Raw genomic sequence first — 12,520 nt, 5'->3', positions numbered from 1 at the left:
CAGCCCGTTCCTTCAACCTTGCGTCGCCAGATGGGCGAACAAAAAAGGGGCGGGCGATCCGGCCCGGACCGCCCGCCCCGTTATTGAGAAGGCTCGCCTCTAGTCGATGACAACGGTCACCGCGCGGCGGTTCTGTGCCCATGCCTGCGGCGTGGAAGCGGTCGCCACGGGGCGTTCCTCGCCATAGCTCACAGTGCGGATGCGGTTGGCCGCAATGCCGAGACTGACGAGATAGTTCTTCGCCGAATTGGCCCGGCGCTCACCCAGCGCGAGGTTGTAGTCGCGCGTACCACGTTCGTCGGCATGGCCTTCGATCGTCACGGTGATGCTGGGATACTCCGAGAGGTACTGCGCCTGGGTCTGCAGCGCGGCGGCATCGGCGGTGTCGATGTTGTAGCGGTCGGTGTCGAAATAGATGACGTTCTGGCCGTTCACCGCGCTTACGAAATGCTGCTGCGTGCCCGGCCCGTTCGGGTCGGTGTAGCCGCCACCATTGCCGGTGCCCGGCTGGCTCACGCCCGGCTCGGGCGGAAGCTCGTCGGGCGCACCCGACTTGCAGGCCGCAAGCGACGCGGTCGCGGCAAGGACAATCGCAAGTTTGAAATGCGCGTTCATAGGTCTCTCCTCACAAGATTGCTTACCATTCGTCGGTGCGACCCCACGAAATCAAGGCGTAATTCGATAACGTCTCAAGGCAGGATCGGTCCCCAGGCAGGGTCCGAAGCATCGACCGGGGTCGGCAGGCGGCGCAGATTGTCGCCGGTCAGATCGACCTGGTAGATCGCGGTGCGGCCGGTGTTCCGTTCGGTGCGGAAGAACTGCAGGATGCGGCCATTGGGCGCCCAGGTCGGCGCTTCGTCCTGCCAGCCGTCGGTCAGCTTGCGGAAGTTGCGACCATCGGGGCTCATGGTGGCGATGTTGAAATCGCCGGGGATGAAGGTGAACGCGATCTGGTCGCCGCGCGGGCTCCATTCGGGCGTCGCCGCGCGACCACCGAAGAAGGTGATCCGCTTCTGGTTCGATCCGTCGGCGTTCATCATGTAAATCTGCTGTTCGCCCGAACGGTCGCTTTCGAATACGATCCGGCTGCCGTCGGGCGAATACGAACCGCCCACGTCGATACCCGGTGCCGTGGTCAGCCGCTCGCTCGCGCCGCCATTGGCGGAGACGCGATAGATGTCGGTATTGCCGTTGACCGCCATCGAATAGAGTACCCAGCGCCCATCGGGGCTCCAGCGCGGGGCGAAGGTCGGGTTCTCGCTCTGGGTGACGAGCGTCTGGCGACCCGTGCCGATGTCGTAGATGTAGATGCGCGGATTGCCGTCGACATAGCTGAGGTACATCAGCTTGCGGTAATCGGGCGAATAGCGCGGGGTGAGCGCAGTCGCGCGGCCGGTGGTGATGAACCGGTGGTTGGCGCCGTCGCTGTCCATGATGGCGAGCCGCTTGGTGCGGTTATCCTTGGGGCCGGTCTCCGCGATATAGGCGATCCGGCTGTCGAAGAACGGGCTCTCGCCGGTCAGCCGCGAATAGATGAGGTCGGCGCACTTGTGTGCTGCACGCCGCCAGTCGGACGGTGGGACGACCCAGCCCGAACGGACCAGCTCGTCCTGCAGCGCGACATCGTACAGATAGCAGCCGACGATCAGCTTGCCGTCGGCCCGGGGGCGGACATAGCCATGGACCAGCATTTCCGCGCGGCGCAGGTTCCACAGGCTCCAGACCGGATCGGTGATCTGCGGGTAGGACGGGCGCGGCAGCGCATCGGGGCCGGTCGGATCGAACAGGCCGTTATTCTGCAGGTCGGCGGTGACGACGCGGGCCAGCTCTTCGCCCAGCGCCGCCGTGCCGCGCGCGTTGGCGGCGGTCGCCACGTCGCGCTCTGCGGCGAAGGCGGGGATCGCGATCGAGAGGTCGTCGAGGCTGCCTTCGAAGGATACCGAGCCGGTCAGCCCGCCGTCATCGTCGGCCTCGCTGCTTTCGGGCTGCACCGTCTCGAGCTCGCCACCGGCCGGAGGCGCGGAGCCGAGATCCTCGTTCTGTGCGAAAGCGGCTGCCGGCAACGCCGACAACAACGCGGCAAGAGCAAAGGCGAAAAGCGGACGAATGGTCATGATCACAAATTCCAGTCGAAGCTGAATGCGGAAACGTTTTTCCACGCGTTATAGTATTCGGGTGGCAAATCGAAGGGAGCTGCCAGCTGAACAGCCCGAATGGCCTGTTCGGCATGGCGTTCCGCCTGCGCGCGATTGGTGTCGTTGACCCCGGTCTGACGCACGAGGCGCGGACGCCCGGAGAGCGACCCGTCCTCGTTCATCCGCCAGGCAATCACACTGACGATCTTCTCGGCATCGGGGCCGCTCGGCGGGGACCAGTGCGGCTTGAGCTGGCGCGAGATCGCCGCTGCGATACTGGCGCGCGCGCTCGCGCCGATCTGCGAGGCGGGGGTACGCGTTTCGCTGGTGCTGGTGGAATCGCCCGCCCCGTCGAAGGCCTTTTCGAATTCGCGCGAAGCGCCCGGGTTGCGGGAGGGACGCTGTGCGGGCGCTGGCGCGGGTGTGGACGTCGCGCGTTCTTGGCGGCGCTGCGGCGGAGCCGTGCGCGTGGTCTGGCGCGGTTCGGGGCGGCTGGTCGCGCGTGGAGCCGGGCGCGGCTGGGGTGCAGGCGCGCTGGTCGGCTGCGGGAGTGGCGGCGGCGGCGCATATTCGATCGGCGGCGGCGCACTGTCGCCCAGCTCGGGCGCGGTCGAGGCCCGCGATTCGCTTACCGGATCGGGCGCGGTGGAGGTCATCCCGACCTCTTCCGCGAAGTTGACGGTGATCCGCGTCGGTTCGGGCATCGGCTCGCGCGTCGCCCCTTGCAGCAACAGCACTGCGACCAGCGCGACGTGCAGCAGCCCGGCGATGATCAGCGCGGCGGCATCGAGGCCAAAAGAGCGGTTCGCTTGCATCGATCCGAGGCGCTAGAGCGATTCGCTTGAACTGTTGGTGACCAGCGAGATCGAGTTGCAGCCGAGCCGGTTCAGCTCGCCCATAACGCCCATCACGCGCCCGTAGTCGAGCGTCTTGTCGGCGCGCAGGACCACCTCGCGCTCGTTGCAGGCCGCGCCCTCGCTCGCCGTGGCCAGCGCTGTGCCCAGCTCGCCCTGCGGCACGGCATCCTCGCCGACGTAGATGACGCCATCGCCCGCGATCGAGACGTTGAGCGGCTCTTCCTCCTGCGGCAGCGCATTGGCGCGGCTGTCCGGCAGGTCGACTGGCACGCCCGCCGTCATCAGCGGTGCGGTGACCATGAAGATGATCAGCAGCACCAGCATCACGTCGACCAGCGGGGTCACGTTGATTTCAGCCATCGGCGCACGCCTGCGGTTGCGCCCGCGCTTATGCGAGTGAACGCCCATCGCCATTTCAGACGCGCTCCAGCTCGCGGCCGAGGTTCGCGTTGAACCGGTCGGCGAAGCGCTGGAGGATCGCCTCGTAGCTGTTCACGCTGTTGCTGAAGCGGTTGTAGGCGATGACCGCCGGAATGGCGGCGAACAGGCCGATCGCGGTGGCGAACAGCGCCTCCGAAATCCCCGGTGCGACCACCGCGAGTGAGGAGTTCTGCTGCGCGCCGATCTGGAAGAAGCTGTTCATGATGCCCCAGACGGTGCCGAACAGGCCCACGAAGGGCGCCACCGAGCCGAGCGTCGCGAGGAAATTCAGCCGTCCTGCCAGCCGGTCCGCCTCTTCGGCGACGTGGCTGTCCATCACGCCTGCGATCCGGCCCTGCGCGCCGCGCACGTCCTTCACGCCGCCCTTGGTCGACTTTTTCCATTCGGTGATGGCGGCCCACGCGATCCGCGCAGGCGCGACGTCGCGGTTGCGATAGGCGTCGAGCGTTTCCTCGTAATTTTCCGAGGCCCAGAAATCCTGCTCGAACTTGCGCGCGCGGGATTTCGCGCCGCGCATCTTGAACGCGAAGGAGATGATGATCATCCAGCTCCAGATCGACGCCAGCACGAGGCCCGCCATCACCGCCTGGACGACGATGTCGGCATCGAGGAACAGCTCCACCGGCTCCAGCCGGGTCGGCGCGGCGGGCATGGACGGGGGCGTGGCTGCGGCAAGCAGGTCGAGGAAGATCATTCAGGCAGGCTCCCCAAGAGGACGAGTATCGAGAATTCTGGTGAAAGCTTCGCGCCATGCCTCGGGCTGGCGGCGCGGGCGGCCATTGGGGGCGACGAAGCCGACGCGCAGCTGCGCGGTGCAGATCGTCTCCCCATTGCGCTTCGCTTCCTGTTCCATCCGCACGCTTGCTGCGCGCAATTCGCTGCATCGTGTATGAATGACGACGTCGTCATCCAGCAGCGCGGGCCGGATGTACCGCAATTGCACATCGGCAACGGCATAGGCGCCCTCTCCCGCCTCGATGGCCGCGCGCTGATCGATCTCCAGCATGCGCAGGACATCGGACCGGGCGCGTTCGAACCAGCGCAGGTAATTGGCGTGATAAACGATGCCGGAAAGGTCGGTATCTTCGTAATAGACCCGCACCGCATAGAGATGCGTAGTGCCGTCGAAGACGCCGCCGGGAGGGTGCGGGGCAACAGGATCGGATGCATCGGTCATAGGCCCCGCGCCTTTACGGCAAAGCGACTCGCGGCGGCAATCACAAACGGTGCCCCTGTCGCACAGCGGGAGCGTTTCACCGCGCTGCGTGTCAGGAAACGGCGGATAATCAGCCGATCATCCGGCCCAGCTTCTGCCCGCCGAACAGGTGGACATGCAGGTGCGGCACTTCCTGACCGCCATTCTCGCCCACATTGGCGAGCAGGCGATAGCCCGGCTCGACAAGGCCCTTCGCACGCGCGACCTTGCCCACCGCGCGGACGAAACCGGCGATCTCTTCGTCCGGGGCCTGGGCCGAAAAATCGTCCCAGCTGACATACCGGCCCTTGGGCACCACCAGCGTATGGATCTCGGCCTGCGGATTGATATCCTCGAACGCGATCGCCCACTCATCCTCGTAGACCTTGGATGAAGGGATTTCGCCGCGCAGGATCTTCGCGAAGATATTGTCGTCGTCGTAGGGCGCGGTCGGATCAATCGGCATTGCTGGTTTCCCCAACTTGCGACCGGCTCGCTTTTTCCTCGATCCCCGAAATACCCTCGCGCCGGTCGAGTTCGGCGAACACATCGGCGAGCGCGATCTCGCGGTCGGCCAGCAGGACCATCAGGTGAAACAGCAGGTCGGCGGATTCGCCCACCAGTTCCTCGTCGCTACCGGCAAGCGAGGCGACCACCGCCTCGACCGCTTCCTCGCCCAGCTTTTGCGCCATGCATTGTCGGCCTTGCCGCCGCAGGTGTGCGACATAGCTGGTTTCCGGGTCGCATTTGCGACGCTGCTGGATCACCTGTTCGAGGCGGGCGAGAGTTTCCATGCGTTGCGGTCTCTTTCTGCTTTAGGCGTGACGGCTCAACCGCGCGTGCCAGCGTAGGGTTCCGGATGGCGGGCTGGCAAGCCTGCCGCGCGCAGCGCATCCTGCGCCTCGGCAATGGTGTGCTGGCCGAAATGGAAGATGCTGGCGGCGAGCACGGCACTGGCGTGGCCTTCGCGCACACCGGTAACCATGTGGTCGAGCGTGCCGACCCCGCCGCTGGCGACCACGGGCACATTGACCGCGTCGGCGATCATCCGCGTCAGGTCGAGGTCGTAGCCGTCCTTCGTGCCGTCGCGATCCATCGAGGTGACGAGCAGTTCGCCCGCGCCCAGCTTTGCCAGCCTGGTGGCATGGTCGAGCGCGTCGATCCCGGTCGCGCGGCGGCCGCCATGGGTGAAGATCTCGTAGCGGCCACGCTCGTTCAGCCTCGCATCCACGCTCGCCACCACGCACTGGCTGCCCATGCGCTGCGCGATGTCGTCGACCAGTTCGGGCCGCGCCACGGCCGCGGAGTTGATCGCGACCTTGTCTGCGCCTGCCAGCAGCAATGCGCGCGCATCCTCCGCGCTACGCACGCCGCCTCCCACGGTCAGCGGCATGAAGCAGACTTCGGCGGTGCGGCGGACAATATCGGCCAGCGTCGCGCGCCCTTCGTGGCTGGCGGAAATGTCGAGGAAGCACAGCTCGTCCGCCCCCGCGAGGTCGTAGGCATGCGCCTGCTCCACCGGATCGCCCGCATCGCGCAGATCGACGAAGTTGACGCCTTTGACCACGCGGCCCTCGGCCACGTCGAGACAGGGGATGACGCGGATACGGACGGTCATGCTTCGGGTATCGTGATGGTCATGGTGGGTCGATCGTCTTTCGGCTCGGGTGCCGGTTCAGGCGCTGCCTGAGGCACCTGGCCTGCGAGCCAGAACAGGCCGAACGCCATGTTGATATAGAGCACGATCGCGAACCAGAAACGGCTCGGGTCGTCGTCCTTCTTGCTCAGCTGGAATTTGCCGAGCGCAGTCTTGCCCCGCACCGCATCGACCGCGGCGACGACCAGCATCACGAAGGTGGCGATGATGGCGATATCGGCGATGGTCACAGGGTGGCCATCCGGTACAGGAAATAGGCAATCACCAGTATCCAGAAGGCAACGACACTCCAGAATATCCTGGGATTGTCTTCTCTGGTCCGTCGCTCCGGTCCGAAGACGAAGCCCACCTTCCCGGTGCGCAAGGCTTGCACGATCTGCAGTGCACAAAGCGCGAGGACGGCGGTGCAGACGATATAGGCGATAATCACTCCCCCGCCCCCTCGCGCAGAGCCTCAGCCAGATCGAGCCGTCCGTCGTAGAGCGCACGGCCGGTAATCACGCCCTCGATGCCGTCCTTGGCATGCGGGGCGAGCGCACGGATATCCTCGAGCCCCGCGACCCCGCCGCTGGCGATCACCGGCAGCGATTGCGCCCTGGCCAGCGCCAAGGTCGCCTCGACATTGCAACCTTTGAGCAGCCCGTCGCGCCCGATATCGGTGAACAGCAGCGCGGCGACGCCCGCATCCTCGAACCGGCGCGCCAGATCCTCTACGGGCAAGTCCGAGACGCTCGCCCAGCCCTCGGTCGCGACCATTCCGTCGCGCGCGTCGACTGCGACCACCACGCGGCCCGGGTGATCCTTCGCCAGTGCCTTGACCAGTTCGGGGTCCTTGAGCGCCGCAGTGCCGATCACGACGCGCGCCACGCCCAATTCCAGCCAACGCTCCGCGCCCTCGCGCGCGCGGATGCCGCCGCCCAGCTGCACCTTGCCGGGGAACCGGCGCAGGATGGTCTCGACCGCGTGGGCATTGACCGGCTCGCCCGCGAAAGCTCCGTCGAGGTCGACCACGTGCAGCCAGCTCGCGCCGGCCATGGCGAAGAGCGCGGCCTGTTCGCCCGGATCGTCGCCATAGACGGTCGCGCGGTCCATATCGCCCTCGGCGAGGCGGACGACTTGGCCGCCCTTTAGATCGATCGCGGGGAAGATGATCATGTTGCGAACCCCTCTCCAATTGCGGCTACCGCACTCCTCCTCTCCCCTTGCGGGAGAGGATAGCGCAGCTTGCCGCGCCAGCGGCTTGCGGAGCTTGGTGAGGGGGAGATTACGGCTTCCACTTCAAAAACCTCTCCAGCAATGCCAGCCCATAGGCCTGGCTCTTCTCGGGATGGAACTGCACCCCGAGGATATTGTCGCGCGCCACCGCCGCCGTCACCGATCCGCCGTGGTCGGTGCGCGCAGCGATATGGGCGTTGCTCGCGCCATCGAAGGCGTAGGAATGGAGGAAATAGGCCTCGCCCGGATGGATCAGGCCAGACGCATCGTCGGCCACGACCACATCGTTCCAGCCCATATGCGGGACTTTGACATGTTCGGACGGCTCCAGCGCGCGGACATCGCCGCCAATCCAGCCGAGCCCCGGCGTCTCACCATGCTCCAATCCTCGGTCGGCCAGCAATTGCATGCCCACACAGATCCCGAGGAAGGGCACGCCATCGCGCAGCACCCTGCTCTCCAGCGCCTCGATCATGCCCGGCAGGCTTGCGAGGCCATTGTAGCACGCACCAAAGGCGCCGACTCCGGGGAGCACGATCCGCTCGGCGCGCGCCAAAGCCCCGGCATCGGCGACCAGAGCCACGTCGGCACCGACGCGCCTCAGCGCGTTCTCGACCGAATGCAGGTTGCCCGCGCCGTAATCGATCAGCGCGACAGTCTCACCCACCAAGAATCCCCTTGGTGCTCGGCACCGCCCCGCCCTTGCGCGGGTCGATCTCGACCGCTTTCCGCATGGCACGCGCGAAGCCCTTGTAGATCGCTTCGCAGATATGGTGATTGTTCGAACCGTAAAGCAGTTCGATGTGGAGCGTGATCCCGGCAGTCTGCGAGACGGACTGGAACCAGTGCTCGATCAGCTCGGTATCCCATTCGCCCAGCTTCGTCTGACTGAAACCGGCGCGCCACACGCAGTAAGGCCGCCCCGAGATATCGAGCGCCACGCGCGCCAGCGTCTCGTCCATCGGCGAGTAAGCCTGGCCGTAGCGCGCGATCCCGCCCTTGTCGCCCAGCGCATCGGCAATCGCCTGGCCCAGCGCGATCGCGCTGTCCTCGGTCGTGTGGTGCTGGTCCACATGCAGGTCGCCATCGACGCGCATTTCGACGTCGATCAGCGAATGGCGGGAGAACTGCTCCACCATGTGATCGAGGAAGCCGATTCCGGTATGGACGTCGTAGGTGCCCGTCCCGTCGAGGTTGACGCCCACGCGGATGCGGGTTTCCGCGGTATCCCGCTCGATAAGACCTGTTCGCATGGGCGAGCGCGCTATCGCCCCCCACGCGCTCGTGCAAGCATTCTGCGCGCCGGGCGTCGCCGCGAACGCCGCATTGCGTGCTTGGCCGCAATCTACGCTTGACCGGGCGGACGCTCCCCGCCACCTAATCGCGAGTGATGAGTGACGATGCGCCCGATAGCCTGATCCCCTACGACCAGATCGTGCAGGAAGCCCTGCGCGCCGTGGTCGGCAGCGTGCTGGAAGAGATCGAAGCGGGTGGCGGCACCCTGCCCGGCAACCACCATTTCTACATCACTTTCAAGACCGGCGTTCCCGGCGTCGAGATTCCCGACCATTTGCGCGAGCGTTTTCCGGACGAGATGACGATCGTGCTCCAGAACAAGTTCTGGGATCTGAACGTTACCGAGGTCGGCTTTTCGGTGGGGCTGAGCTTCAACAAGATATCCTCGCACCTCGTCGTGCCCTTCTCCGCGATCACCGCCTTCGTCGACCCGGCGGTCGATTTCGGGCTGCAGTTCCAGGCCACGGCGGTCGAAGATGCCCCCGCCCAGCCGGACCCTGCGGGCAATGATGGCGGGGAACAGGCGGCTGGCGAACCCGTTGGGAAGAGCGAAGACGGCTCGAACGTCGTCACGGTCGATTTCGGCCGCAAGAAGTAGCCGCCGCACTTGCTGCGGCAAGCGAAGGGCGCGATAGCATCATGAGCAAACGCCGCGAGGAACTGCGCAAGAAGGTGGCCAGAGGGCAGGCGCGCGCGCGTGGCGAGCCGGTGCGCGGCCCCTCGACCAACCCCGCCACCAACCTGATCATGGCCAACGCGATTATCCGCACGGGGTCCATCCTGTTCCGCAAGGCGGTGGAAAAGCGGATGCTGAAAGATCGCTACGGCAAGGAAACCGCCAAATCCATTGTCGAAAACCAAAGCATGGGCTCGACCCTGCTCAGCCTCGGCATGTCGAGGATAGCGACGAAGTCCTCCACCGGCGCCATTGCGGTCGGTGGCGGGATGCTCGCCAAGACGCTGTATGACCGGCGGCAGGCGAAGAAGTCGCGTGCCAAGGGCGACGCGCAATTGCTGGAAGATGCTGCCGAGGGTTCCGGCGAAGGCTGACCGTCCTGAGGAATTGGCTGCAGCAGAGGGTTGATCTCGCGGCGGCCACAGGTCCAAAGGCGGACATGGCCGAGCCTTCCTCACCCCGCACCGATCCCGACACGCTCCATCGCAGGGGCCTGATGTTCATCCTGTCCTCCCCCTCGGGCGCGGGCAAAACCACCATTTCCAACATGCTGCTGGCGGCCGATCCGGCGATCAAGCTGTCGGTTTCGGCAACGACTCGCCCGATGCGCAAGGGCGAGCAGGACGGCGTGCATTATCACTTCGTCGACGATGCCGAGTTCGATCGGTTGCTGGAAGAAGACGGCTTCTACGAATGGGCCCACGTCTTCGATCACCGCTACGGCACGCCCAAGGGGCATATCCGCAGCGCGCTGAAGGACGGGCAGGATTTCCTGTTCGACATCGACTGGCAGGGCACGCAGCAGCTTTACCAGAAAGACCAGCAGGACGTCGTCCGGGTATTCATCCTGCCGCCGAGCCTTGAGGAACTGCGCCGCCGCCTGACCGGGCGCGGGACCGACAGCGAGGAAGTAATCGGTTCGCGCATGGACCGTGCCCGCGCGGAAATCAGCCACTGGGACGGGTACGACTATGTCGTCGTCAACGATAACGTGGATGCGTGCTTCGCCAAGGTGCGCGAGATCCTCGAAGCCGAGCGGATGAAGCGCCAGCGCCAGACCGGGCTGATCGATTTCGTGCGCGACCTGATGGCGTAACGATTGGTTAGCCGATCGGGGCAACAATGCGCGCGATGCTGCGGCGCTCGATCTCTCTTCTGGCATGCCTTTTATGGGGCTGCGTCTCCGCCCCCCAGGCAGAGGTCGGCCAGATAGGCTCAGCGCAGCCGGACGACGCAGGCGCGGTGCCCGAAGACCTGAATGTCAGCCGCGTCTGGATAGGCAGCACGGGCGGCTACATTTACGAAGTCGGCCACTTCACCCCGGCTCAAATGGCGTCTCCGGCGTGGGAAGCTGCGCGACTTGCCGCGCGAAAGCTTGCCATTTTCTGCCCCGCCGAAGAAACCGTCGCACGGCGCGATGTGCGTTGGCGCGAACCTGCCGCGACCGGCGAGCCCAGCTGCGCGCGGGTCGTCTATACCCTCACCTGTTCGAGCAAAAAGAAGGCCTTAAACCCCGCGCTCGCCTATGATCGGGAACAAAGCTTGCTCGAAGAGCCAGCTTTGCCTGCGGCGCGCAATTGCGGCGAGAAGAGCAGGTCGAACATGCAACCGGCCGTGGTCGGCGGGTTCAGGTCCCGCGCGATTTACTCGCGGGATGCGGGGTGCGAGCCGTCGCTGTCCAGCCGCACGGATGCGTTCGAGCTCGACGACGTCACCTATATGAACACCCAAACGATCGCGTCACGATCGGTCCTGCAACAAGCAGCGCTACACCTGATGGATGGTGTCGGGTTCCTGGAGAACGCAGTCAGGAAGGACGGCAAGGTCCATCTGGTGGAGGTTGCGCGCCCGCTTCCCGATGACGGCCGAAATCTTTTCGTCCAGAAAACCTACGGGAGCGACAGGGAAGGCCGATGCATCTCGCTTGCCGCATCGCAGGGCGATGCGCGGTGGCGCAAGACGGTCTACTTCGCCGAAACACCGAACCGGGCCGAAGAGCGGAGCGACCCGGCCGACGACGCAGCACGGTTGAGCGAGCTGGAGAAAGCGCTCCAGAACGAACTGGCCGGCTTGCTGGGCATCCAGATCCCGTCGGAATAGGACGCCCGCAAGCCCGTCGCTAGCCTTGCGCCTTACTCCCCCGACGGATCGACGAAGTTGCCCGCGCCGATATTGGCGTTGACCACGCCGCCGTCGATCGGGATCGTAGTGCCGACCACATAATCGCCCGCGCGGCTGAGCAGGTAGATCGCGCCCGCCGCCATATCCTCGGTCACGCCCACGCGGCGCGAGGGGATACCGCGCTTGACCAAATCTTCGTTGTCGCGCGCAGCGCGGTTCATCGCCGAGGGGAAGGCGCCGGGCCCGATGCCGTTGACCACGATATTGTGGCCGATCAGCTCGGCGGCCATGCGGCGGGTCAGGTGGATCAGCCCCGCCTTGCTCGCCTGATAGGGATAGGTCGGCCACGGGTTGGACTTCATCCCGTCGATGCTGGCGATCATCAGCACCTTGGCCGGACGCTCCGGAGTACCCGCCTTCTTGAGCAGCGGCAGCAGCTTCTGCGTCAGGAAAAACGGCGTCTTCATGTTGAGGTCGACCGTGCGGTGCCAGCCGGCTTCGCTGAATTCCTCGAACGGCTCGCCCCATGCAGCGCCGGCGTTGTTGACCAGCAGATCGAGCTTGTCTTCGCGGCTCGCGAGTTCATCGGCCAGCGCCTTGATCCCGTCCATCTGCGAAAGGTCGCCGGTGAGGCCGATCACCTTGTCGCCCAGCTCGGCAGAGGTTTCGTCCACCTGCTCCTTCTTGCGCGCGACGATATAGACCTTCGCGCAGCCCGCTTCGAGCAGGCCTTCGACGATCATCTTGCCGATCCCGCGGCTGCCGCCCGTCACCAGTGCGATCTTGCCTTCGAGACCGAAAAGGTCGGTGAGTTTCATCATTGAAAAAATCTCCGTCGTCATCCCGGACTTGATCCGGGATCCCGCTTACTTGGGGCCCGCCGCAGGAAGAAAGCGGGACCCCGGCTCGGGGGCCGGGGTGACGAAA

The 12,520-nt window shown here is 65.4% G+C and carries 19 protein-coding genes; 4 read left to right on the top strand and 15 right to left on the bottom strand.

What is annotated here, in order from left to right:
• Positions 1–99: 99 nt before the first annotated feature.
• From pal to hisB, 14 genes are all read right to left on the bottom strand, one after another.
• Positions 100–615 carry a peptidoglycan-associated lipoprotein Pal gene (pal, locus tag AAG612_RS13725; RefSeq protein ID WP_342511027.1) on the bottom strand — a complete coding sequence of 172 codons (516 nt, stop codon included), beginning with the start codon at positions 613–615 and terminating at the stop codon, positions 100–102.
• A gap of 74 nt (positions 616–689) precedes the next feature.
• Positions 690–2,114, bottom strand: a complete 1,425-nt coding sequence (tolB, locus tag AAG612_RS13720) for a Tol-Pal system beta propeller repeat protein TolB (protein WP_342511025.1) — start codon at positions 2,112–2,114, stop codon at positions 690–692.
• Between the two features lie 2 nt (positions 2,115–2,116).
• Positions 2,117–2,950 carry an energy transducer TonB gene (locus AAG612_RS13715; protein WP_342511023.1) on the bottom strand — a complete coding sequence of 278 codons (834 nt, stop codon included), beginning with the start codon at positions 2,948–2,950 and terminating at the stop codon, positions 2,117–2,119.
• A gap of 12 nt (positions 2,951–2,962) precedes the next feature.
• Positions 2,963–3,406, bottom strand: a complete 444-nt coding sequence (gene tolR / locus AAG612_RS13710; protein ID WP_342511021.1) for a protein TolR — start codon at positions 3,404–3,406, stop codon at positions 2,963–2,965.
• Position 3,407: 1 nt separating this feature from the next.
• Positions 3,408–4,127, bottom strand: a complete 720-nt coding sequence (gene tolQ, locus AAG612_RS13705; protein ID WP_342511020.1) for a protein TolQ — start codon at positions 4,125–4,127, stop codon at positions 3,408–3,410.
• A complete protein-coding gene (locus AAG612_RS13700; RefSeq protein WP_342511018.1) occupies positions 4,128–4,610 on the bottom strand; it encodes a YbgC/FadM family acyl-CoA thioesterase in 483 nt (160 codons plus the stop codon). It abuts the gene before it with no gap.
• 109 nt (positions 4,611–4,719) lie between these two features.
• Positions 4,720–5,094, bottom strand: a complete 375-nt coding sequence (locus AAG612_RS13695) for a histidine triad nucleotide-binding protein (RefSeq protein ID WP_342511015.1) — start codon at positions 5,092–5,094, stop codon at positions 4,720–4,722.
• Positions 5,084–5,422 (bottom strand): phosphoribosyl-ATP diphosphatase, encoded by a 339-nt coding sequence (locus AAG612_RS13690; protein WP_342511013.1) that lies wholly within the window; start codon positions 5,420–5,422, stop codon positions 5,084–5,086. The genes AAG612_RS13695 and AAG612_RS13690 overlap by 11 nt, the downstream gene beginning before the upstream one ends.
• Before the next feature lie 35 nt (positions 5,423–5,457).
• The gene (gene hisF, locus AAG612_RS13685; RefSeq protein ID WP_342511011.1) at positions 5,458–6,246 is read right to left on the bottom strand and encodes an imidazole glycerol phosphate synthase subunit HisF; all 789 of its coding nucleotides are present in this window, start codon (positions 6,244–6,246) and stop codon (positions 5,458–5,460) included.
• The gene (locus tag AAG612_RS13680) at positions 6,243–6,515 is read right to left on the bottom strand and encodes a hypothetical protein (RefSeq protein WP_342511009.1); all 273 of its coding nucleotides are present in this window, start codon (positions 6,513–6,515) and stop codon (positions 6,243–6,245) included. The genes hisF and AAG612_RS13680 overlap by 4 nt, the downstream gene beginning before the upstream one ends.
• Complete coding sequence (locus AAG612_RS13675) at positions 6,512–6,715, bottom strand: hypothetical protein (protein ID WP_342511007.1); 204 nt, start codon at positions 6,713–6,715, stop codon at positions 6,512–6,514. Before AAG612_RS13675 ends, AAG612_RS13680 begins: the two co-directional genes overlap by 4 nt.
• Positions 6,712–7,440 (bottom strand): 1-(5-phosphoribosyl)-5-[(5-phosphoribosylamino)methylideneamino]imidazole-4-carboxamide isomerase, encoded by a 729-nt coding sequence (gene hisA / locus AAG612_RS13670; RefSeq protein ID WP_342511006.1) that lies wholly within the window; start codon positions 7,438–7,440, stop codon positions 6,712–6,714. Before hisA ends, AAG612_RS13675 begins: the two co-directional genes overlap by 4 nt.
• 109 nt (positions 7,441–7,549) lie before the next feature.
• On the bottom strand, positions 7,550–8,167 hold the full coding sequence (gene hisH, locus AAG612_RS13665) for an imidazole glycerol phosphate synthase subunit HisH (protein ID WP_342511004.1): 618 nt from the start codon (positions 8,165–8,167) through the stop codon (positions 7,550–7,552).
• Entirely contained in the window at positions 8,160–8,753 is a 594-nt protein-coding gene (gene hisB, locus AAG612_RS13660) for an imidazoleglycerol-phosphate dehydratase HisB (protein WP_342511002.1), read from the bottom strand. Before hisB ends, hisH begins: the two co-directional genes overlap by 8 nt.
• A 137-nt stretch (positions 8,754–8,890) precedes the next feature.
• On the opposite strand from hisB, the gene AAG612_RS13655 reads away from it, so the two are divergent.
• The 4 genes from AAG612_RS13655 (at position 8,891) to AAG612_RS13640 (ending at position 11,572) form a co-directional block, all read left to right on the top strand.
• Positions 8,891–9,394, top strand: coding sequence for an SspB family protein (locus AAG612_RS13655; RefSeq protein ID WP_342511001.1), 504 nt, complete (start codon positions 8,891–8,893; stop codon positions 9,392–9,394).
• A 41-nt stretch (positions 9,395–9,435) separates the two neighbouring features.
• Positions 9,436–9,846: a hypothetical protein gene (locus AAG612_RS13650; protein ID WP_342510999.1), complete on the top strand. Its 411-nt coding sequence runs from the start codon at positions 9,436–9,438 to the stop codon at positions 9,844–9,846.
• Positions 9,847–9,911: 65 nt separating this feature from the next.
• The gene (gene gmk / locus AAG612_RS13645) at positions 9,912–10,568 is read left to right on the top strand and encodes a guanylate kinase (RefSeq protein ID WP_342510997.1); all 657 of its coding nucleotides are present in this window, start codon (positions 9,912–9,914) and stop codon (positions 10,566–10,568) included.
• A 26-nt stretch (positions 10,569–10,594) separates the two neighbouring features.
• Positions 10,595–11,572 (top strand): hypothetical protein, encoded by a 978-nt coding sequence (locus AAG612_RS13640; RefSeq protein ID WP_342510994.1) that lies wholly within the window; start codon positions 10,595–10,597, stop codon positions 11,570–11,572.
• 32 nt (positions 11,573–11,604) lie between these two features.
• Here AAG612_RS13640 and AAG612_RS13635 read toward each other — a convergent pair whose 3' ends face one another.
• Positions 11,605–12,411, bottom strand: a complete 807-nt coding sequence (locus AAG612_RS13635) for an SDR family NAD(P)-dependent oxidoreductase (protein ID WP_342511211.1) — start codon at positions 12,409–12,411, stop codon at positions 11,605–11,607.
• Positions 12,412–12,520: the final 109 nt, after the last annotated feature.

The sequence above is a fragment of the Citromicrobium bathyomarinum genome, assembly GCF_038594605.1.
Taxonomy (GTDB): domain Bacteria; phylum Pseudomonadota; class Alphaproteobacteria; order Sphingomonadales; family Sphingomonadaceae; genus Alteriqipengyuania; species Alteriqipengyuania bathyomarina_B.
Note: the sequence above shows the minus strand (reverse complement) of the source record. Positions and strands in the feature narration are given on the sequence as shown.

What these genes read in the sequence shown, in the direction of transcription:
- pal (WP_342511027.1), bottom strand. Translation starts at nt 615, where the DNA reads ATGAACGCGCATTTCAAACTTGCGATTGTCCTTGCCGCGACCGCGTCG.
- tolB (WP_342511025.1), bottom strand. Translation starts at nt 2,114, where the DNA reads ATGACCATTCGTCCGCTTTTCGCCTTTGCTCTTGCCGCGTTGTTGTCG.
- AAG612_RS13715 (WP_342511023.1), bottom strand. Translation starts at nt 2,950, where the DNA reads ATGCAAGCGAACCGCTCTTTTGGCCTCGATGCCGCCGCGCTGATCATC.
- tolR (WP_342511021.1), bottom strand. Translation starts at nt 3,406, where the DNA reads ATGGCGATGGGCGTTCACTCGCATAAGCGCGGGCGCAACCGCAGGCGT.
- tolQ (WP_342511020.1), bottom strand. Translation starts at nt 4,127, where the DNA reads ATGATCTTCCTCGACCTGCTTGCCGCAGCCACGCCCCCGTCCATGCCC.
- AAG612_RS13700 (WP_342511018.1), bottom strand. Translation starts at nt 4,610, where the DNA reads ATGACCGATGCATCCGATCCTGTTGCCCCGCACCCTCCCGGCGGCGTC.
- AAG612_RS13695 (WP_342511015.1), bottom strand. Translation starts at nt 5,094, where the DNA reads ATGCCGATTGATCCGACCGCGCCCTACGACGACGACAATATCTTCGCG.
- AAG612_RS13690 (WP_342511013.1), bottom strand. Translation starts at nt 5,422, where the DNA reads ATGGAAACTCTCGCCCGCCTCGAACAGGTGATCCAGCAGCGTCGCAAA.
- hisF (WP_342511011.1), bottom strand. Translation starts at nt 6,246, where the DNA reads ATGACCGTCCGTATCCGCGTCATCCCCTGTCTCGACGTGGCCGAGGGC.
- hisA (WP_342511006.1), bottom strand. Translation starts at nt 7,440, where the DNA reads ATGATCATCTTCCCCGCGATCGATCTAAAGGGCGGCCAAGTCGTCCGC.
- hisB (WP_342511002.1), bottom strand. Translation starts at nt 8,753, where the DNA reads ATGCGAACAGGTCTTATCGAGCGGGATACCGCGGAAACCCGCATCCGC.
- AAG612_RS13655 (WP_342511001.1), top strand. Translation starts at nt 8,891, where the DNA reads ATGAGTGACGATGCGCCCGATAGCCTGATCCCCTACGACCAGATCGTG.
- AAG612_RS13650 (WP_342510999.1), top strand. Translation starts at nt 9,436, where the DNA reads ATGAGCAAACGCCGCGAGGAACTGCGCAAGAAGGTGGCCAGAGGGCAG.
- gmk (WP_342510997.1), top strand. Translation starts at nt 9,912, where the DNA reads ATGGCCGAGCCTTCCTCACCCCGCACCGATCCCGACACGCTCCATCGC.
- AAG612_RS13640 (WP_342510994.1), top strand. Translation starts at nt 10,595, where the DNA reads ATGCGCGCGATGCTGCGGCGCTCGATCTCTCTTCTGGCATGCCTTTTA.
- AAG612_RS13635 (WP_342511211.1), bottom strand. Translation starts at nt 12,411, where the DNA reads ATGAAACTCACCGACCTTTTCGGTCTCGAAGGCAAGATCGCACTGGTG.